This window comes from Variovorax sp. (genome assembly GCF_035634955.1).
GTDB lineage: Bacteria > Pseudomonadota > Gammaproteobacteria > Burkholderiales > Burkholderiaceae_C > Variovorax.
The window spans coordinates 540,620-561,625 of the sequence record NZ_DASQBZ010000025.1 but is presented as its reverse complement, the minus strand read 5'-3'; the positions used below and the strand labels follow the sequence as shown (position 1 = coordinate 561,625).

Annotated in this window: 15 protein-coding genes; 4 read left to right on the top strand and 11 right to left on the bottom strand. The window is 68.5% G+C overall.

Going from position 1 to position 21,006, the window contains the following annotated elements:
• Positions 1 to 4: 4 nt before the first annotated feature.
• On the bottom strand, positions 5 to 3,655 hold the full coding sequence (locus VES41_RS16910) for a hypothetical protein (RefSeq protein ID WP_324819361.1): 3,651 nt from the start codon (positions 3,653 to 3,655) through the stop codon (positions 5 to 7).
• Between the two features lie 293 nt (positions 3,656 to 3,948).
• On the opposite strand from VES41_RS16910, the gene VES41_RS16905 reads away from it, so the two are divergent.
• Entirely contained in the window at positions 3,949 to 5,379 is a 1,431-nt protein-coding gene (locus VES41_RS16905; protein ID WP_324819359.1) for a M20/M25/M40 family metallo-hydrolase, read from the top strand.
• 42 nt (positions 5,380 to 5,421) lie between these two features.
• Here the strand turns inward: VES41_RS16905 and VES41_RS16900 are convergent, their stop codons facing one another.
• The 8 genes from VES41_RS16900 to VES41_RS16865 all read right to left on the bottom strand — a co-directional run bounded on the left by VES41_RS16900 (position 5,422) and on the right by VES41_RS16865 (position 14,469).
• Entirely contained in the window at positions 5,422 to 7,503 is a 2,082-nt protein-coding gene (locus tag VES41_RS16900) for an acyltransferase family protein (RefSeq protein WP_324819356.1), read from the bottom strand.
• 177 nt (positions 7,504 to 7,680) lie between these two features.
• On the bottom strand, positions 7,681 to 8,139 hold the full coding sequence (locus VES41_RS16895) for a hypothetical protein (protein WP_324819354.1): 459 nt from the start codon (positions 8,137 to 8,139) through the stop codon (positions 7,681 to 7,683).
• 45 nt (positions 8,140 to 8,184) lie between these two features.
• Entirely contained in the window at positions 8,185 to 9,519 is a 1,335-nt protein-coding gene (locus tag VES41_RS16890; protein WP_324819352.1) for a DUF2254 domain-containing protein, read from the bottom strand.
• On the bottom strand, positions 9,516 to 10,781 hold the full coding sequence (locus VES41_RS16885) for a sodium:proton antiporter (protein WP_324819350.1): 1,266 nt from the start codon (positions 10,779 to 10,781) through the stop codon (positions 9,516 to 9,518). Before VES41_RS16885 ends, VES41_RS16890 begins: the two co-directional genes overlap by 4 nt.
• Before the next feature lie 266 nt (positions 10,782 to 11,047).
• Complete coding sequence (locus VES41_RS16880) at positions 11,048 to 11,686, bottom strand: hypothetical protein (protein ID WP_324819348.1); 639 nt, start codon at positions 11,684 to 11,686, stop codon at positions 11,048 to 11,050.
• On the bottom strand, positions 11,683 to 12,357 hold the full coding sequence (locus VES41_RS16875) for a hypothetical protein (RefSeq protein WP_324819346.1): 675 nt from the start codon (positions 12,355 to 12,357) through the stop codon (positions 11,683 to 11,685). The genes VES41_RS16880 and VES41_RS16875 overlap by 4 nt, the downstream gene beginning before the upstream one ends.
• A 92-nt stretch (positions 12,358 to 12,449) precedes the next feature.
• A complete protein-coding gene (locus VES41_RS16870) occupies positions 12,450 to 13,754 on the bottom strand; it encodes a flavin-dependent oxidoreductase (protein ID WP_324819345.1) in 1,305 nt (434 codons plus the stop codon).
• 79 nt (positions 13,755 to 13,833) lie between these two features.
• Positions 13,834 to 14,469, bottom strand: a complete 636-nt coding sequence (locus VES41_RS16865) for a class I SAM-dependent methyltransferase (RefSeq protein WP_324819343.1) — start codon at positions 14,467 to 14,469, stop codon at positions 13,834 to 13,836.
• 114 nt (positions 14,470 to 14,583) lie between these two features.
• On the opposite strand from VES41_RS16865, the gene VES41_RS16860 reads away from it, so the two are divergent.
• The 3 genes from VES41_RS16860 to VES41_RS16850 all read left to right on the top strand — a co-directional run bounded on the left by VES41_RS16860 (position 14,584) and on the right by VES41_RS16850 (position 18,826).
• Positions 14,584 to 14,940 carry a DUF2946 domain-containing protein gene (locus VES41_RS16860; RefSeq protein WP_324819341.1) on the top strand — a complete coding sequence of 119 codons (357 nt, stop codon included), beginning with the start codon at positions 14,584 to 14,586 and terminating at the stop codon, positions 14,938 to 14,940.
• Positions 14,941 to 15,125: 185 nt separating this feature from the next.
• Positions 15,126 to 17,204: a TonB-dependent receptor gene (locus VES41_RS16855; protein WP_414719166.1), complete on the top strand. Its 2,079-nt coding sequence runs from the start codon at positions 15,126 to 15,128 to the stop codon at positions 17,202 to 17,204.
• A 5-nt stretch (positions 17,205 to 17,209) separates the two neighbouring features.
• Positions 17,210 to 18,826, top strand: a complete 1,617-nt coding sequence (locus VES41_RS16850) for a PepSY-associated TM helix domain-containing protein (RefSeq protein WP_324819338.1) — start codon at positions 17,210 to 17,212, stop codon at positions 18,824 to 18,826.
• Positions 18,827 to 19,131: 305 nt separating this feature from the next.
• Here VES41_RS16850 and VES41_RS16845 read toward each other — a convergent pair whose 3' ends face one another.
• Both VES41_RS16845 and VES41_RS16840 read right to left on the bottom strand, forming a co-directional pair.
• Positions 19,132 to 20,082, bottom strand: coding sequence for a DMT family transporter (locus tag VES41_RS16845; protein WP_324819336.1), 951 nt, complete (start codon positions 20,080 to 20,082; stop codon positions 19,132 to 19,134).
• Positions 20,079 to 20,996 carry a LysR family transcriptional regulator gene (locus tag VES41_RS16840; protein ID WP_324819334.1) on the bottom strand — a complete coding sequence of 306 codons (918 nt, stop codon included), beginning with the start codon at positions 20,994 to 20,996 and terminating at the stop codon, positions 20,079 to 20,081. Before VES41_RS16840 ends, VES41_RS16845 begins: the two co-directional genes overlap by 4 nt.
• Between the last annotated feature and the right edge of the window lie 10 nt (positions 20,997 to 21,006).

The following is a 21,006-nucleotide window of genomic DNA, read 5'->3' as shown; positions in this document are numbered from 1 at the left end:
GCGCTCAGCCGCCGTCGCCAGCGGGAACGGGCCGCGTGCTGGCGCCGGGCGCGCCACGCGGCAGCCAGACCTCGATCGCGCCATAAGTCGCCAGTTGCGGCCCCGGCAGCGGGCGCACCACCCAGCGGCCGGAGGGCGGCCTGGCCACCTGCGCCATCGCCCGGGCGCAGGCCGCCTGTGCGACGTCGTGATAGAGGATGGTCGGCTGGCGCTGGCCGCTCGGCGGCGCCCGCCCGGCCGCACGCGAACTCTCCAGCACGTCCTCGGTGCGCGGCACCGTGGCGCCCAGTTCGCGCCAAGGGCGCCGCAGCGCGCGCGCCTGCTCGCGCGCCTCCTGCCCATACACCTGGATGTAGACCAGCGCGTTCGCGCACACGTTCGGCGGAGGCGAAGCCGCGGACGGCGACGGTGGGGCTGCGGCCACGGGTGCCGCCGGCACGGGCGGTGCGGCCGCGCCGGGCGCTTCGCGGCCGGCCTCGGCCGCCTCGGCGTCGGCGACGGCCGCCGCCTCGTCGCCAGCGGGTTCCTCCGGCAAGGGTGGCGGCAGCAGCGGCCCGGCCGGCGCCGGCAGCGCTGCCGGCACAGCAGGCGGCGCCGGCTCCCGGAAACGGATCCGGAACGGCACGTGGGCGCGCGCCACCAGCGCCGTCACGAACGAGGTCGAGCTGCTGCCGAAGCCGCTGCAGTTCTCCTGCGGCGGCGTGCGGCCGGTGTAGTCGCGCGCCCAGTAGCGCGGCTTGCACGGCGGCTCGCTGGCCGGCTGCAGGCAGTCGATGCCGTTGCCCCGGTCGAGCAGGCGCTGGCAGGCCGGCGTGCGGCTGCGTTCCGGCTGCGAGGCGCAGGCCGACTTGGCATCGTCCACGATCCGCACCGACAGCCTGAAGCTGGCCATGAAGTTCTGCTTGCCCTGCCGGCACAACAGGTCGCCGGTGCGCAGCAGGTCCGCCGCCAGGAGCGAGGTCGCCTCGTTGGAGCTGCTGCCCGCGCGCAGGCGCGCCCAGCGCTCGGTGAGGTCCTTGAGGGCGGCGTCCTCATCCGCGCTTTGCTTCTGCTCGTCGGCGCGCACCGCGTCGATGCCCTGCCACAGCGCGACGCCGATGGTCGCCGCGGTGCCGATGCCCAGCGACGCCGTCACCGCGCCGGTGCGCAGCACCCTCGCCTGCAGCCGGCTCATCGAGGCGACCGCGCCGGACACGTTGCCCGGCCCCTCGACCGCTGGCGCGGGCACCGGCGCCCCGCTGGGCTGGCCATCGTCCGGCTCGAACAGGCCGTTGGTGTCCTGCGCCACCCGATCGAGCAGCTCGGCGTCGATCCGCTCGCCGATCGCCGCCCCCAGGCGGAAGTAGCACTCCCACTGCGCCTCGTCGAAGAACTGGTCGGTGGTCGGCTGCTGCGGGAACAGGGGGTTGGCCGCCTTGAAGTTCACAAGGTCCACCGCCAGGTCCGACGACACGTTCGGCTTGACCAGCAACAGGTGCCCGCGCTGGCCGCTCGCATAGGTGATGCGCGCCAGCGCCAGGCAGGCCTGGCTGCTGGTCGACGCCAGGTCGTTGAGCGAGCCGAACAGCGCCAGCCGGTCCCACTGCGCGCCGGCGCAGGGCTTGAGGAAATCGATGTCCGCGTTCAGGTCGATGCGCGCGCGCCGCACCAGGTTCTCGACGTCGAGGAACCGGTAGTCCGGATCGGCCCCGCAGTCGGCCAGCACGATCAGCCCGGCCTCTTCGCGCAGCAGCGCGTAGGCGCCGGTGTTCTCGAAATGCCCGCCGTCGCTCAGGTACCAGTAAGGCGAGCCGCTGCCCGGGAACGCGCCGAAGCATTCGAGCAGGATGAAGCGCGACTTCATCAGCAGCGTGCTCACCCGGCGCGCGGCGCCCGGCTGCACCAGGCCGGCCTCGGTGCTGTCCCACCAGTAGCCCAGGCGCAGGCCGGCGAACACCGACAGCGCCGCGAGCCCGCGCCGCGTCAGCCGCCCCAGCCCGGGCGCAAAGGCCGCGCCCGAGATGGCCGCCCACGCGCCCAGGCTGAGCGCGCCCTTGGCTCGCGCCTGCGTCCAGTCCGAGCCCGCCGCCTGCATCCAGCCCTGCGGCCCGATCGTCAGCGGCAGGCTCTTGCGATCGCGATTGAACAGCTGCTGGCGCGGGTCATGGGTCTGGTTGATGCAGACGTTGACCAGGTGCACCGGCCCGCCGAAGCGATGCGGCGCGTACTGCGAGATGGCGATGTCGTCGCCCTCGTCCACCTCGCCCACCGGCACCCGCGGCGGCGACAGGCCCGACAACGCATCGAGCGGATCGGCGCCCAGGCGCCTGCGGTTGGCCGCGCCCAGGTAGCCGCGCACCACGCGCTCCTTGTAGAAGTTGTGCAGTGACGAGGCATTGAGAAAGCCGAAATTGCGCCCCGTGACCAGCGCGTAGCTGCAGATGATCACGCCGATGGTGCCCAGCCAGATCCACCCGCGCGAGAAATCGAGCCCCTGCGGCGTGAACACCGGCAGCAGCACCGCCGCATAGAGCACGCCGATCCACCAGGCCGCCAGGCAGAACGCCACCAGCAGGCCGAAAACACTGGCCAGCAGCAGGAGCAGGCTCTTGCCAATGCCGGGCGCTTCGCGCTTGCCGGAGAAGAACAGCGGCAGCACGGCGCGCAGTGCGCCAGCCACCACCAGCAGCGCGCCGCCGTAGGATGCGCGCAGCTCGCGCGTGTGGGCCGCGAGCCACCAGGCGGCGCCGTCCAGCAGCCCGAGCAGGCCGATCACCAGCGACACGTACATGACGCTGGCCAGGGCGTCGGTCAATTCGTTGCGCAGCATGTTCGGCGTGCGGCCGCGGCGGCGCTGCAGCAGCACCCACAGCAGCGCCAGCACCCAGCAGGCCGCGAACACGATGAAGGCCGGCGCCAGCCACAGCGGCCCACCGAACCGGTCTTCCAGGATCGGGCCGACCCACCAGGCGCCCGCGCCGAGCACCACCCAGAGCAACACCTGGCGCAGCATGCTGGCGGCGGTGCCGCGGTCGCGCACCGCCCAGTAGGCGTCGGCTAGCACGATCGAGGCGAGCCAGGGCACGAGCAGCAGCGACCACAGCGTCGGCAATTGCGTCACCCAGCGCACCGGCGCGATCGGCACCAGTTCCGCGTTGTCCAGATCGACCAGCCCGGCCATCAGCTCCCACGCACCCAGGTTGATGGCGGCCAGCACCATACCCACCAGCGTGGCGGCAATCGCCAGCTCGATGTGCGTGCCCAGCAGGTTGCGCAAAAACAGCGCCACAGCGAACAGCGTGTCGCGCATGCCGCCGGGAATCAGGTAGCGGCCGTTGCTGCGCAGCCACCAGCCGAAGCGCAGCCGGTCCAGCTCGGCGAACGCGCCCTCCACCGCGCGCACCCCGTCCGCGTCGGTGGCGCGCGTGCACAGCCGCCCCAAAGTGGCGCCGGCATAGCCGCCGCCGGAGACGGTGGACAGAAGGTCGAAGCGCAGCAGCTGGCGCCGCTGCGCCAGCGACTTCATCAGCCCCAGGCAGAACGTGGCGCTGCGGATGCCGCCGCCGGACAGCGCCAGGCCCCAGGGGCGGCGCCCGTCGTCGGTGCCCCACAGCGCCGTGCGGCGGGCACCGACCATCTCGCGCATGGCATCGGGTTCCATCTCGCGTCCGTCCATGTTGGGCAACAAGGCAGGCGCAATGTGCATGCGCGCCGCGCGCCGCGCAATGTGGCGAATGGTCTATGGCTGACGTTGCCAAGCCGCGACATCGCGGCGGAGTGTGTGCCGCGTGGCGCGCGAGCGCGGGCGGCGAAACCGCCCAGTCGAGCCTGGAGCGGACCGGCGTCTCCGTAGGCGGCCTGGGCGCACCGTCGGCGTCATAGCGGCGACAGGTCGCCCGGCGCCGGCGTTGACGCGCCGGCCCCCAGCACTGATGCTCGGGGCATCGAACAACGAAGAACAAAGCCGCCATGCCCTTCCCGTCTTCCCGTCACCGCAGCCGCCTGCTCGTTGCGCTTTCGCTCGCGCTCGGCGGCGGCGCCTGGGCCCAGGCGCTCACGCCGCAGCAACAGCGCTTCCACGCGATCTACAAGGAACTGGTGGAGATCAACACCACCCATTCCGCCGGCGGTACGACGACGGCCGCGCGCGCGATGGAAAAGCGGCTGCTCGACGCCGGCTTTGCGGCAGGCGACGTGCAGGTGATCGAGCCGTTCCCGAACAAGGGCAATCTGGTGCTGCGGTTCAAGGGCGACGGCAGCAGGAAGCCGCTGCTCCTGTTGGCGCACCTGGACGTGGTGGAAGCCCGGCGCGAGGACTGGAAGACCGACCCGTTCAAGCTCGATGAATCCGGCGGCTACTTCACCGCGCGCGGGTCGATCGACGACAAGGCGATGGCCTCGGCCTTCGTCGCGGTGCTGGGCGACCTGAAGGCCGAGGGCTTCAAGCCCAGCCGCGACATCATCCTGGCGCTGACCGCCGACGAGGAACGCGGTGACGTGCCGAGCAACGGCGCGCTGTGGCTGGTCAACAACAGGCCCGAACTCATCAGAGCCGAGTTCGGCATCAACGAGGCCGGCACCGGTGGCGGCGAACTGCGCGACGGCAAGCCGAACCTGAACAATCTCCAGGTGGCCGAGAAGATCACGGTCACCTATGAAGTCGAAGCCCAGGGCGCGGGCGGCCACAGCTCGGTGCCGAAGGCAGACAACGCCATCTACCGGCTGGCCGGTGCGCTGCAGCGCCTTGGCGCCTACCAGTTCCCGCTGAACGTGGGCGACGTCACCAGGGCTTACTTCGACCGCAGCGCCGCGTTCGCCACGGGCCAGCTGGCCGACGACATGCGCACGATGGCCAGCGGCCACCCGGACGCGGCCGTGGTCGAGCGCATGGCGGCCATTCCCGACTACAACGCGCTGCTACGCACCACCTGCGTGGCCACGGTGGTTCAAGCCGGCAGCGCACCGAATGCACTGCCGGCCTCGGCCAAGGCGACGGTGAACTGCCGCATCCTGCCGCAGGATGATCCGGGCGAGGTCGACCGCCAACTCAGGCAGGTGCTGGGCGGTGACAGGATCGCGGTGCGCGCACTCAACAAGGCTCTGCCCAGCCCGGCGTCCCCGCTGAACGGCGATCTGGTGCAGTCGGTCGAGGCGGTCACGCAGCAGATGTGGCCCGGCGTGCCGGTCGTGCCGATCATGAGCACCGGGGCGACCGACAGCCGCTACCTGCGCAATGCCGGCATTCCCATGTATGGCGTGACGGGCATGTTCCTGGACCCCGCCGACACCCGTGCCCACGGCCCCGACGAGCGTATCGAGACCGCCCGGCTATACGACGTGCGCGAGTTCTTCTATCGCCTGATCAGCCGGCTGGCCGGCGGCGCGGCACTTACGCACTGAGGCGCCTGCCGCGGCGGATGCGCGCTGCCGGGCTTCGGTCGCCTACCTGCGCTCTGAGCTCCCGACCGACGCAATGCCGGCAGCGCCGGTGGTCGGCCCCAACCGTGCCATGAAGGCGACGAAGTGAGGGAGCAGGACGTCGTTGCCATGGGCGCTGAGATGGTCGACATCGAAATAGAGCGGCCTGCCATTCTCCTTGGCGTCGCAGGCATCCTGCTGGCACAACGCGGGTAGCGGATCCCATACCTGGACGGCTTCGTTCGTCGCGTGCATGTGGGCCAGAGCCGTCATGATCGGCTGGCGCAGATCTTCAAGATAGGCGCGCGGCAGCGACGCGCCGCGCCGGCACGAGGGGCCGTCGCGATTGAACCAGTCGGAACAGCGAAAGGGATCGCTCATGTAGAGCGGCTTGGGCGCTTCGACAACGACCTGGGCGCCCGCATCGGTGATCCGGCGCAGCATCACGGCGGCGTCATGCTCGGCGGCAGCACGTTCCTCGACGGCCCTGGCGTTATAGACGGCATCGCGCATTCGGACCATCTCCTCGCCGGCCGCGAGTCCGGTGAACCGCGGAAGGCGCAGTGAGGGCAGAAACAGAACATCGCCGGAGCGCAGCTCGGGCAGGATGTTCTGGACGACCTCGGCGTTGTACCTGATGCAATCCGCATTGTCCTCCCGCGTGAGGCTCACGAAGGCGCATCCGCCGCGCGTGAAATGCACGACTCGGACGCCCGTCTCGCGCGCGAACTTCCCGAGCATCGTCGCGTAGACCCCCGCATGCGAATCGCCGATGACATACAGGGTCCGCCCCTCGGCACCTGCGCCGCGGCATCCCGTCGGAATGGCCCGCGTGAGTTGCGCTCCTGAAAATTCGGTACTCGCAATCTCGACCCGACACCCAGCCGCGCCGCGATTGGCATCGTTCCAATCCACGTACCAATCCGCGCTGTTGTGGGCCACGGTACTCAACGAAATCCACGGCTGGCTCTTGTTGACCAGCACCGACACACCAATGCCGGCAGCGAGCAACGCGAGCCCCGCACCAACGGCTGCCGGCCGAGCAAGCCGCGGTCCGGCGCGGCGCGTCGGCAGTTCGATCCAATAGTAGGAAAGCGTTGCGAGTGCGGCGGCAGCCGCCAGCGCGACGAGCCGTATCGCCGGCGATTCGAGTCCGGTGGTCCAGCGCGCCAGGACGAAAACGGGCCAATGCCACAGATAGAGCGAATAGGAGATCCGGCCGATGAAACGAACCACGGCAAGACTGAGCATGCCCCGCACCATGCCTGTGGGTCGGCCATGCACGAAGCCGAGCACGCCGAGGGTGCCGACCACGGACAGGATCGACGAAGGCATCGGCGCGGCACCGGGCGTGGCCAGCCACAAGCCGCCTGCCAATACGAGCAGCGAAGCCAACGCCCACCGGTTGGCACGTACGCTGGGCGGACTGTCGGTGTCGAACGAGTGCCCCCGCATGGACATCAGCTGGAACAGCAGCACACCTGCGCCGAGTTCCCAGAATCGGCTCCAGATCAGATAGAACGCACTGATCTGGTTGGCCTTGGCCAGCCACAACGCGCAGACCAGGGACAAGGCGACTCCGCCGCAGAAGAGCCCCACGGAAAAGCGCCGGCGGCCCAGGATCCACGCAAGGAACAGCAGCGGGAAAACCAGGTAGAACTGCTCTTCCACGCCAAGCGACCACGTATGGGTGAAAGGGTTGAATTCGGCGTGCGGCGAGAAGTAGTCGCGGCCGCGGCGCGCCAGCAACACGTTGGACAGGCCGAAGAACGCAAGGACCCCTGTGCGTTGATTGGTGTCGCTGAGGTAGGCGTTGGGAATGAACAGCGCCGACGCGACTGCGGTCACCACCAGGCAGACCAGCAAGGCTGGCACGATCCGCGTCACGCGTCGTGCATAGAAGATCAGCATGAAGGCGCCGAGGCGCATCGGCGGCAGCTTGTGTACCGAAGCACTCACGACGAAGCCGGAGATGACGAAGAACACGTCGACGCCGGTGAACCCTCCGGGTAGCCACTCGGGATCGAGGTGATAGACGAGGACGCTCAGAACCGCAACGGCTCGAAGTCCGTCGATGAACGGGGCGTAATAGCTTCTCTCGCGCATCGTTGCCTTCTTCCGTGCTGGAGCGGTCGGCACCGCCAGTCGCTGAAACAATTTGTTCCAGGCGCTACTATGTAGCCAATTCTTATTACATACAAGTATTTGTCCAGCACGAGTGCGCCGTTGTCGGACGCAAGGAGAAGGAAGTTCGGCCGCTGAGCGAGCGGCGATGCCCAGCCGCTACGGCGACTGCGGCCCCCAGTACTGCCGCACGTCCTTGCCGTAGGCTTCCTTCTCGAAGGCCTTGCCCTGTTCCCCGGCGCTCAGTTCCCGGTCGGCCTGGAAGTCGCCCCAATGCACCATCTCGTGCAGGAGGGTCGCCTCGACCAGAAGATGCATGCGGGGGTCGGCCGCATCCCTGGCCGAGCCCTCGAATCGGTCGCAGATCGACATCGACAGAAAGACGGTGTCCGGATACTTGTTGCCGATGAAGATGCCGTTGTCCGCCGGCAGGTGCCGATACTCGATGACGGGCGGATTGCCGTGCCGCAGCGCTCGGCCGGAGACCTTCTCGTCCAGCTTCGAATATTTCTGGAAGGCCCTGAAGACCTTCTGCTTGTCCTTGACCTTCGGAAGGTTGTCGCAGATCCAGGTCGCGAGACGCGGGTACTGCTTGACGAAGCCTGGCGCGACGATCATGTCCGTCTCCTTCAATCGCGAGGTGAGCGCACCGCGAACGCCTTGCTATGCCGCCGGACGCTCATGCAAATCGGCGCCAATGGCGCCCACCGCCCCGCGCTCCATCGTGCGGATGAGCGCGGCATGGCGCCGCTGCACGTCCGCGACGTCCTCGGGATTGCCCACCGTTCGCCGGGCATCGGCCAGGACCAGGTTGGCGTGACGCAGCAACACCTGCCTGCGATGGTAGTCGGGTTCGCATGCCACCACAGCGGTCAAGACGTCCAGCAGGCGAAGCAGCACGGCAGTGCTGCCGGCCGCGTTCTGCCGAATCATGTGAAACATCACGTCCACCAGGCTGTCGTAGGTGACGCACGGCACCACCAGCGCGATCCCGCTGCGACGCACCGACACGCCGCTCGGAAGGTGCTTGCCGGCCACGTCGCACAGCGCCGCGCCGAGGCGGTCGAGCACGCTCATGGCGGTGTGCGGATCGTTGATGCCGGGCGAAAGCGCGCGGACGGCAACTTCGACCAGTTGCCGAACCGTGTACTCGGCATCGCCGGCACTGCCGCGTGTCGAACCGAGCGCAGTCGCGTTGCGAATGGCCTCCTGCGCACCCTCGACCCGATTCGAAATCAGGGCGATGGGCGCTCCGGGAAAAACATAGTCTCCGCGCCTGACCAGGAGGCGGATGGCCGTTCCCTGCTCGGCAGCCCAGTCTGCCAGGGCTTTGTCGTCGAGCTGCTGCAGGTAGCCGCGCCGGGCGTCGTGGATCGGCGCCGACCGCGCCCAGAAGTCCTCCGCGGGGCGCAACGCCTGTGGTTCCTCGACGATCAGATTGCGCAGTGCGGTCCGCACGTCGTCGCTCACCAGCTCCACCACCGTATCGACGTTGATCCGCCTGGCCATGTGCCCGACGAAATAGACCAGTGTCCCCACGCACGCGAACGCCAGGAGGATGCCGACCGACAGCGCCAGATGCGGGGTGAAGGCTCCTTCCTCCTGCGTGCGCACGCTGCGCAACACCATCAACGAATACGAGAATGTGCCGAGGAAGGCGCCCAGCGTGAACTGAACGCCCCGATCCCGCGTGAAGTTCTGGAGCAGACGCGGCCCCATCTGGCCGGCCGCGAGCGACAGCGCCGCGATGGTGATCGAGAACACCGTGCCCGCAACGCCGATCGTGGACGCGGCGATGGCGCCCAGCAACGTTCTGGCGCCGGTACCTCCGCCGTTGTAGACCCAATCGCTTTCGGTCAACCACTTCGGCAGGAGCCCGGAGCGGTCGAGTTCCAGCAAGCCGACGGCCAGAAGAATCCCCAGCAGGACCAGGGCAGCCGGTACAAGCGAGAACGCGTCGCGCAGGTCGCGCATCAGCTTGCGGATGCGAGCATTCACGGGTGCGCCTTCCGTTGATCTGGCTCGGGGTCTGCCAGCGCTGCCGAGACCACCCGCCCGATGCTCAGGCCCTGCACCAGAATCGAGAAGACGACCACGCAGTACGTCAGTGTCAGGACGATGTGACGCTCGGCGCCTGCCGGCAGCGACAGCGCGAGCGCCACCGAGATGCCGCCACGCAAGCCGCCCCAGGTCAGCACCCGCGCCGATCCGCTCGGCAATCTGAAAAGCGGAGTGCACAGGGCCACCGGCAGTCCGACGGTGAGCCAGCGTGCCGCCATGGCGACCACCACCGCAGCCGCGCCCGCTGCAAGGAGCGAGGCGGAAAAGGCGATCTCGATGACTTCGAGCCCCAGCAGCACGAAAAGCACGGCGTTGAGGATTTCGTCGAGCAACTCCCAGAACATGTCGACATAGCGGCGCGTGTTGTCCGACATGGCCAGGGCCCTGCCTCCGTTGCCCACGATCAGCCCGCACACGACCATGGCGAGTGGTCCCGACACATGCAGATGGCTCGCGAGCGCGTAGCCGCCCATGACGGCCGCCAGCGTCAGCATCACCTCGACCTGGTATTGGTCGATGCTCTTGAGCATGTGGAAGACGACGTACCCCAGCACCAGCCCGAAAACGACACCGCCACCCGCCTCTCGGACAAGCAGTTCCGCGGCAACCCCCGCGGTGGGTTCGGCGCTGCCGACCAGCACGCCGAGAAGCAGCACGAAGATCACCACACCCACACCGTCGTTGAACAGGGACTCGCCGGCGATCACCAGCTCGAGGCTCCTGGGCGCGCCCGCGGACTTGAGAATCCCCATCACGGCGATCGGATCGGTCGGCGAGATCAGCGCCCCGAACAGCAGGCAATAAAGGAGCGGCAAGGAGATGCCCAGCAGCGGCAGGACGACCCACATCGCGCCTCCCACGAGCGCGGTCGAGCATGCAGTGCCGACGAACGCCAGAAGCGCGATCTGCCATCGATACTCCTTGAGTGCCCGCAGGTCGACGTGCAGCGCCGCCGCGAACAGAAGGAAGGACAGCATTCCCTGCATCAGGACGGCGGAGAAATCGATCGACTTCAGGAAGGTCTCTTCCCGACTGCGCAGGCCATGATCGATGCCAAGGGCGTCGAGGCCGACCATGACCATCGAGATCACCAGCGCAATGACCATCACTCCGATGGTGGTGGGCAGTTTGAACAGGCGATGGTTCAGATACGCGAACAGCGCCGTCACGACGAGGCAGGTGGCTGCAATGTCCAGCATGCGTCGGAAAGTTCGGTTGAATGAATGTACCGGGCATACGCACCATACACCGAGGTGGCCCCGCGCATGCAATCCATTCGTTCCATGCCACGCGCGCCGCGCGCTTGTCAGTCTCGCCCTGCATCACCATTGGCTGCCGGCCGATGGCGCCGCCGCCGGGCCTGCGCGACATTGGAGTCACGGTGTCGGTCAAGCCCCATGGGGTACCCCGAGATTGCGAAGGCCCTCCGACCAGTGAACCTGGCGGGGGGCCTTTTGTTGCCCGATCAGAACGACGCGCCGATCGAGACGACCACCACCTGGTCCGACGATCCCGCGTTGAACCAGTAGCCGCCGAGCGTGAACCGGTCCCACGTCACCTGGGCGAACGGCCCTGCCTGCACGCTGCGGTCGCCGCCATAGGCCCGGGTGCGCTGCGCCACGGCGCCAAGGCGCAGCCACGGCACCGGCCGAAAGCCCAGTTCGCTCCACGCATAGACGTACCGGCTGCTCTTGCGCTCGTCGGGGTGGCGTACGTATTCGATCTCGGTGTAGAAGTCGACGCGGCCCCAGGCCAGGCTCGCCTCCAGGCCGGGAACGAAAGCCTCGGTCGTGCCCCAGGCACCGCCCAACATAGGCGTGAGTTCCCAGGCCAGGGTGTCGCCGCCGGAGAGGTTCCAACCCACGAAGGCCGATCGGGCGCCGACCGATTCGTAGTTGTAGCGGCCCTCGAGGTGCAGCGCACCGTGGTCGGCAGTGACGACGGCCGAGGTGTAGTCGCCGCCTCCACGAATGACGGTCGGGTAGGCGGTGGCGGCGAAATCCCAGCTTTCCTCCCGGCCCGGCGGCGGCGTCTGCTCGCCGCAAGCCGCGCCGCAACCAGCCAGGGCGGCCAGCGCGACCCACGTGGCTCGCGCGGTGTTCATCCGCCCAGCGCGTGGATGGCCACGACGAGGAGCGTGCCGAGCGCAGCCATCTTGATGCCGGCCCGCCAGCCGCCGTAGCCGGCATGGCGGCCCAGGCTGAAGCCGCCAAGGAAAAGCATGGCCAGGCCGATCGCGCGCGAGGTGCTGCTTGCCGCTGCCACGTCGTTCATCAGGGCAAACGGCAGCACCACCGGGAACGTCGAGACCACCACCAGCAGGAACACCGCCAGGGCCGCGAGCAGGTCGCTGCCGTCCAGCTGGGGCCGCGCCGGCACGTCGGGCATGGCGACGATGCGGCTGCGCACCGCCTCCAGCTCCGCCGCCGACACCAGGCTCGAGACCGTTCGCGTGAGCGAACGCTCGATCAATGCCTGCCCCGCCCGCACGTCGGGCCCGGCGGCCCGGACGGCATGGAGCAGCGTGATCGACTTGCCGCGCGCCGTAATGGTGCGCACCAGGAACATCACCGCGTCCACCAGCCCCCAGGCCAGGTTGCAGCCGAGGGCTGCGACGAACATGGTGCGGATCTCCTCCCGGCCGGCGTCGGCCACCGACACGGCGCCGGTGAAGCTCAAGGCCATCAGCAGCCCGAATACGAGTTCGGACACGCGGTCCACCGGGTCGAGTACCCGGTCGCGCGTCGCCTGGTGAGGCACGCCCAGATCGCCCATGGATGATCTCCTCGCAGCCCTTTGGCCACGGATGATCGCATTCCCCCAGGCGTTGGCAAGCCACGCCTGCGCCGCCGATGCGAAACAGGCCCTCAGCCGCCGGGCGCGCCGACCCGCGCGCCCGGCGCGATGGTGGGCGGCGCCGCGTTGAGCGTCTCGATGGCGAAGCCCGCCGCCGCCTTGTAGCGGGCCATGAACGCCGCACGCTCCTGCGCCGGAACGACGTCGTCGATGTCGTCGAACACGCCGCCGCAGCGCTCGTCCACCAGGCCCAGGATGCCGAACGGGCCAGCGCCGCGGTTGCGCAGCACCAGCGCCGAGATGTCGGCGCACAGCCGCTCGTCGTAGTCGTTCAGCGCCGCGGGCGTCACGCCATGGGCCAGCAGGCTCGCGCCCAGCACACGCGCATCGACGATTGCCTGGCTGGCGCCGTTCGAGCCTACCGGGTACATCACGTGCGCGGCATCGCCCAGCAGCGCCACCCGGCCGTCCACCCAGGTCGGCACCGGGTCGCGGTCGATCATCGGGTATTCGAACACCTCGCTGGCGCCGCGCAGCATGGCCGGAACGTCGAGCCAGCCGTAGTTCCAGCCGTCGAAGTGGTGGGCGAAGTCGTCGATGCCGACGCGCCGGTTCCAGTCGCCCTGCGTCCACCCGGCCGAGTTGTCGACCGTGATCTCGGCGATCCAGTTGATGGTCGCCAGGCCGGTCACCGGGTCCGGCGGCGAGATCGGATAGAGCACCACCCGGTGCCGCAGCGACCCGACGCCGACGAAAGAGGCGCCGCTTCGCACCGGCACGCCCGGCGTGGTGCCGCGCCACATGATCGCCCCGCCCCACTGGATCGGCGGCTGCTGCGGATGCATCTGCGCGCGCACCGCCGAATGCAGCCCGTCCGCAGCCACCAGCAGCGCGCCTCGCACCTCGCGCGGCTCGCCGCCGTCGGACTGCACGAATGCGGTGACGCCGTCGGCATCGTTGCGGTAGCCGGTCACGCGGTGGCCCAGGCGGATCGCGTCCGGGCCCAACCGCTGCAGCGCGGTGCGGTACAGCAGCATCTGCAACTGCCCCCGGTGCAGCGAGTATTGCGGCCAGCGGTAGCCTGCGAGCAGGCCGCGCGGCTCGGAATAGATGTCGTTGCCGTTGCGACCGACCAGCGCCCATTCCCTGGCCTGGATGCCGATCGCGTCCAGTGCGGCCTCGTCGATGCCCATGTCGTAAAGCTCGCGCACCGCGTTCGGCTGCAGGTTGATGCCCACCCCCAGCGGCTTGAGCTCCGGCACGGCCTCGAAGACGACGCAAGGCACGCCGAGCTGGTGCAGCGTCAGGGCGAGCGACATGCCGCCAATGCCGCCACCGGCGATCAGGACGGGAAGTTGAGCAGGCGAATCAGTCATGGGGCGGGATTGTCACTGATGGCGAGCCGATGCGGTCGCCCGCAGGGACGCCCGGCAGCCGCAACGCGTCACCCGCCTGCTACCCCTTGAGGCTGTACACCAGCGCCCAGAAGTACGGCCATTGCCGGTGTTCGACGGTCTGGGCGTACGGGCCAACGGCGGCGAGCAGCGCCTCGCGCGAGGGAAAGTTCTTCAGCACGCGGTGCGTCGACCCGTCGGACAGCGTGCGCGTCTGGTAGGTGTTGCCCTGCGCATCCGGCTGCGAGACGGGCGTGCTGCTCCCCGCCACGAAACGGTTGTCGAGGAACACGACGCGGGCGCCCGGCTTGAGCACCCGGTGCAGGCCCTGCAGGAAGGCGTCGATGCGGTCCAGCGGTATGTGCGACCACCAGAAGCCGGCGAAGGCCGCATCGAAGGCCCGATCGCCGGCCGGAATGTCATAGGCGTCGCCGCGCACGAGCATCACCTTGTCGTCGGACAGGCGCGTGCGGGCGATCTGGAGCGTTTCGTCCGCGGCGTCGAAGGCCAGCACCCGGTCGGCGGCGGGTGCATAGAACTGCGTCCAGTAGCCGGTGCCGCAGGCGACCTCGATCACCGACCTGCCCTCCAGCGCAGCGGGCAGCCAGGCCTCGATCTCGCGCAGGTCGGGCTGGCGCTCGGGTTTCTGGTAGACGGTGTCGTATTCCCGGGCACGGGCGCTGTAGTAGGCATGCATGGGCGCAATTCTCCGCCCACGCGGCCACATGGCACCGAGGCAGAGCAGTCCGCCCGGGAAGCAGGGTTCGATCGGAATTCGCATCCGACTGCAACTTGACCATAATCACGCCCCATGCCCACGCTTCGCGCCCTGCCGTCGACCGCCCGCCTCGTCCTGGCGTGGTTCATGTTGACGGTGGGCGTGGCCATCGCATCGCCCCTGGTGCATTCGCAGTCGATGCAACTGGTGTGCTCGGGCGCCAAGGTCGTGCTGGTGGGTGAGGACGGACAGGAAAAGAGCGCACCCCTGCACAGCGCCCTGGACTGCCCGGCCTGCCTGGCTGCCGTCGGTCCGGCACCCGCGCCGGATGCGTTCTCGCTACCGCAGGCCCAGCCGCTGGGCTACGCACTCGAGCCCATCGAATCCGCCCGGCTGGCGAGCCTGGTGGGCGCGCCACTGCCTGCGCGCGGTCCTCCCGCTTCGATCTGACCCTGGGCCAGCCTCGGCTGGCATCCCGCACGCGCCCCGGCCGCCGCGCCGAGTCGCGTGCCGCGCACTCGCGCAGATCGAACCCTGAACCGCACGCTTCCATGAAGAACACCGGACCCGACTCGCCCATCCACGCACCCGCCGGCGCCCGCTTCGCGCTTGCCGCATTGCCTTGCGCGGCCCTGATGGCCATGGCTCACCCCGCGCTGGCGCAAACCTCCACTGGCACGCTGCCCACGGTCACCGTCACCGGACAGGAAACGCCCGTCCCGCTGCGCGAGCCCGCCTCCACCGGTTCCTACCTGGGCCTCACACCCATGCAGACGCCCGCCAGCGTCGAAGCGATCACGCGCGATCAGCTGGACGAGCGCGGCGACACGTCGCTGAACGACGCCATCACGCGCTCCACCGGCATCACCAGCTTGGGGCATCCGGGCAACAGCTTCAGTGCGCTGTCGGCGCGCGGCTTCACCGACTCCACTTCGGTGATGCGCCTGTACGACGGCATGCGCCAGTACGGCGGCGTGGCGGTGAGCTTCCCCTTCGACACGTGGTCCATCGACCGCATCGAGGTGCTGCGCGGACCGTCGTCGGTGATCTATGGCCACGGCGCGATCGGCGGCGTGGTCAACGTCATTCCCCGCAAGCCTGTGCGCGGGCCGATCCAGTCCGAAGTGCAGTTGGGGGCCGGCACCGACGGGGTCCTGAACCTGGGCTTCGACAGCGCCGGCGCGATCAACGACGTGCTGTCGTACCGGCTGGACGTGAGCGGCAATCGCTCCGACGGCTGGGTTGCACGTGGTGATTCGAGCGACTTCACCTTCTCCGGTGCGCTGCAACTCGACCCGACGCCAGACCTGAGCCTGCGCCTGAGCTACGCGCAGGGCGTGCAGAAGCCCATGCAGTACTTCGGCTCGCCGCTGGTCGACGGCCAGCCGCTGCGCGCCATTCGAGACAACAACTACAACGTCGAGGATGCCCGGATCAAGTTCGACGACCGCTGGACCGAGTTGTACGCCCAATGGACGCCCAACGACAGCGTGCGCGTGCGCAGCCGCTTCTATCACGTGGACAGCCAGCGCGACTGGCGCAACGCCGAGGCCTACACGTACAACCCGGCCACGGGCCTGGTCGACCGCAGCGACGACACGCAGATCCGGCACGACCAGTCGCAGACCGGCAACACGACCGACGCCACCTTCAAGGGGCGCCTGCTGGGCCTGGGCAACCAGGTCTCCGTGGGCTTCGACGTGAACTCCGCGTCCTTCCAGCACACCAACAACACCTACACAGGGGTGCCCGATCCGGCGTCGGTCGACTTGTACAACCCGGTCGCGGGCACCTACCGGAGTTCGGTGCCTTTCATTCCGCGCTATCGCAACAAGGCCGACCAGTACGCCGTGTTTGCCGAAGACCGGCTGGAGCTGAATTCGCAGTGGTCGGTGATCGCGGGCCTGCGCTACGACCACGCCAGGGTGAACCGCACCAACCTGCTGAACAGCGTGCAGCAGTTCGACACCACCTACGCAGAAACCGGCTGGCGCCTGGGCACTGTGTATCAGGTGATGCCGGACTGGTCGCTGTACGCGCAGTACTCGAAGGCGGCCGACCCGGTGTCGGCCCTGCTGATGCTCTCGCCAGCCAACAGCGCCTTCAGCATGGCGACCGGAAGGCAGGTCGAGATCGGCACCAAGAACACCTTCTGGGACCAGCGCGGCGAATGGACGCTGGCGCTCTACAGCATCGAGAAGGACAACCTGCTGACCCGCGACCCCACCAACCCGTCGCAGCAGATCCAGGTGGGCCAGCGCTCTTCCAAGGGGATCGAAAGCACCTTGTCGATGCAGCTTGGCAAGACGGTTCAGCTCGACGCCAACGTGGCGCTGCTGCGCGCGCGGTACGACGACTTCAGCGAGCCGACCGCCGCCGGCCTGGTTTCGCGCGATGGCAACGTGCCCACCGACGTGCCCGAACAGACGGCCAACCTGTGGATGAGCTGGCGCTTCCAACCCCAATGGACGCTTTCGGGCGGCCTGCGGTACGTGGGCAAGCGATTTGCCGACGCTGCCAATACGCTGGAGCTGCCGGCCTACACCACGGCCGACCTGGCGCTGCAATGGCGCGCAACGGCGGCCACCAGCATCGCACTGCGCGGCTACAACATCTTCGACAAGCTCTACTACACCACCGCCTACTACACGCCCACGCAGTGGTTCGTCGGTGAGGGGCGCAAGGTCGAAGTGGTGCTGAACCACCGCTTCTGACCCGCATGCGGATGCGCCTCAAGCGCTGGCTCTATCTCGTCCATCGCTGGATGGGCGTAGGGCTGTGTGCCTTCCTCGCCATGTGGTTCATGTCCGGCATGGTGATGATGTACGTAGGCTATCCCAAGCTCACCGAACCGGAGCGGCTCTCCCACCTGCCCCGCCTGGGTGATGGCGCGGGCCTGCTGGGGCCGCGCCAGGCGCTCGATTCGGCCGGCGTGCGCGGGGCGCTCAGGTCGCTGCGACTGTCGGCGGCTCGGGCAGGCCAGCCGGTCTACCTCGCCGTGTCGGCCGGCACCGGCGGTGGGGCTGACCGCGTTTTCGTGGTCGACGCGCGTAGCGGCGCTGCGCTGGGCGGCGCGGACGCGAAGGTTGCCATCGCCAGCGCGGCCGCCTACCAGGGCGCCGCGGCCGATCCGGCGAAGGTGCAATACCTCGGCTCGCTGCAGGAAGACGCCTTCACCCATTCGCGCGGGCTGCAGGCGCACCGGCCGCTGCACGAACTGCGGCTTGCCGATCGCGACGACACCATCGTCTACGTGTCCGGCCTGACCGGCGAGGTGATGCTCGACGCATCCGCCACCGAACGGCACTGGAACTACGTGGGCGCCTGGATCCATTGGCTCTATCCCTTCCGGGGCAACGCGTTCGACCGGCACTGGTCGGACATCGTCATCTGGATCTCGCTGGCCGGCGTCGTGCTGGCCGCCACCGGCACGGTGGTGGGCATCCTGCGTTGGCGCTTCGCGCGGCCGTACCGCAGCGGCTCGCGCTCGCCATATCCGGGCCGCATGATGCGCTGGCATCACATCAGCGGCCTGCTGTTCGCAGCCGTCACGCTGACCTGGATCTTCAGCGGGCTGATGTCGATGAACCCGTGGGGCGTGTTGGACGCGCGCGGCCCCAAGCCGAGGTTCGAGGCGCTGCGGCAGGCCCAGCCCCTGCTGCCCACCGCGGCCGACGCCGCGCCGCAGGTGCTGCTGGCCTCCGGCGGCGACGTGCGCGAGTTGCGCTGGGTGCCGGTGCTGGGACGCCTGACTGTGCAGGCCTGGGGGCCGGCGGGCCGGCCCCGCATCCTCGACAGCCGAAGCGGCGTGCAGCGGCCCGTGGACGAAGAGGCGCTCCAGCGGGCGGCGACCTCGATGATGGACGCCCCGGTGCTGCGCATGGAGCGGCAGACAGCCTACGACTTCTACTACTACGCACGTGACGCGCACACGATGACAGGCGGCAACGACCGGCCGCTGCCCGTGCTTCGGGTGGACTTCGCGGACCCGCATGCCACCCGGGTCTATGTCGACCCGCGGACGGGCACCGTCGTCACGCACAGCGACCGCAGCGAACGCGCCGGCCGCTGGCTCTTCGCCCTGATGCACAGTTGGGACTGGCTGCCTCTGCTCAGCCGCCGGCCGGCTTGGGACGTGGTGCTGATCGTGCTGAGCCTGGGCGGAACCGCGCTGAGCCTGACGGGCATCGTCATTGGCTGGCGGCGGCTGGTCATCAAGCTCAGGCACCAGCGCAGCGTTCGCTCACCGTCCGCGTCTGCGCCGATCCACGGCCACCTGGCGCATGGCAAGCGCCCCGAAAGCCATGGCAAGGGGCGCAATCAATACCTGCCCTAACAACGACCACTCCTGCTCGGTCCTGGCCTCGCGATGCAGGATGGCTTGCGCCGAGACGCCGGGCAGCACCCAGCCCAGCCTCTCGGTCCACCTTTGTTCTGCCATTCGGGGTGCGAACGGAAGAAGCGCGCCAACGTGTCTTCGCGGGGCTTGTGCACGTGCTCCGTCGCGTGCAATGGCAAGCCAACGGCTGCATTGAACAGGAACGAGAACAGCAGGAAGTGCAGCACGGCGCGGTGCGGCGCTTCCGAGATGTCTTTGACCCTCCGCAGCGACATGCTGAGGCAGCACGCGGTCACTACCGGTCATTGCGATGCCGCCGCCTTCACCCCCCAGCACACGCCTGCCGCCAGCAAGGCGGCGCCCGCCAGCGTTGGCAGCGAGGGCATGTCGCCGCGCACGACAAAAGCGTAGGACAGGGCAGCCAGCGTCTCGAAGACGATCAGCTGGCCGACCAGCGCGGGCGGCAGGCGCTGGCTGGCCTCGTTCCAGCACAACGTGCCCAGCCAGGAGGCGAAGAGGCCGATGACCAGCATCAGCGTGACGAAGATGACCGGGCGCGGGCCGAATGGCATGACGAAGTCCTGCGTGCCGGAGGCGGCGCTCCACGCCCACAGGCCCGCGTAGCCAAGGAGCGCCGGCGGCAACGTGGTCAGCCCCTGCGCGGTTGCCCAGCCGCGCGGCGGTCGATAGGCGTTGGCGCGCAGCCAGCGCGCATTGCGGATGGGATACCACGTCCAGCACATCACGGCACCCAGCGCGAACACGACGCCCAGTGCGTACTCGCGCACGTTGGCGCCCTGCCCCAGTTGCTTCATCTCCAGGTGATTGATCAGCGCGATGCCGGCGCCCATCAGCAGCAGCGACGGCAACAGGCGCAGCCATGGAAGGGGCTGCTCGGCCGAACCGCTGCGCACGGCAAGAAGATTGGAGACCACCGCGATCACTACCGGCAGCGTGCCGATGATCATCGTGGGCAGTGGTCCGCCCGCGCGGCGGATGGCGCTGGCCAGCAGCAGGTAGTACAGCAGGTTGCCGATGAGCGAGAGCTTGAGTGCCTCGATCCAATCCTCTCGCGTGAGCTGCGCAATGCGCCTGCGGTCAATCCAAGCCAATGGCAGCGCAATCAGCCCGAAGGCGATGTAGCGGCCAAAGGACTGCAGCGCGGCCGGATATTCCGGCAGCAGCAGCGGCCCCACGAAAACGATGCCCCACATCAGGCCAGCGGCCAGGGCGAACAGCACTCCGATCGTCATGGGCCGATCACTGACAACAACAGATCGCGCAGCCAAGCAGAGCCAGGATCCTTGTGATTGCGCGGATGCCAGGCCATGAAAAGCCCGAACCCTTGGGCCGGGAAAGGAAGCACGAAGCGGTCGAGCGAATCGGCATAGCGTTGGATGAGGCGGCTGGGCAAGGTGCACACATAGTCGGTGGCGTGCAGGATGCTCGGCACCAGCGTGAACTGCGGCACCGATAGGACCACGTTGCGGCGGCGCCCCATCCGCTCCAGGTGCTCGTCCATGAAGCCGTGGAAGCTGCCGCCAGAAGTGGATACAAGGATGTGCCGGAGGCGGCAGTAGCTCTCCACGTCCAACGCTGCGGTGCCGCGCGGGTGGCCCTTGCGCTGTGCCAGCTCGAAATGCTCCGACACCAGCTCGCGTGCCCGCATCGAGGGCGGCACCATGCGTTCCGAGCCGATCAGCAGATCAACCCTTCCCGATTCAAGCTGACCCGCAACGCCAGCTGCCTGGGGCGCGTGGAACGCAATGCGCACTCCTGGCCCGGCCGCGCGCGAGACATGTTCGACCAGTTGGAGGCCCAGGGTCACGATCGCGTTGTCGCTGGCAGCCACGTGGAAGGAACGCTCGTCCTTCATAGGATCAAAGGCGGGCTGCTTTGCCACCGCCGCCTCCAGGTCCTTGAGCGCCGCACGCAGAGCCGGGGCCAGTTCGAGGGCGCGCGCGGTGACCACCATGCCGCGTCCATTGTCGGCTGGCATCAGCAACGGGTCGTCGAGCATCTGGCGCAGGCGGGCAAGCTGCGCCGAAGTGGTCGGCTGGGAAAGGCCAAGCCGCTCGGCGGCATGGGTCACGTTGCGAACCTCCAGCAGCACATCAAGCGTGATCAGCAGATTGAGATCGACGCCTTTCATATCAATCACGGACATACCTCCAATA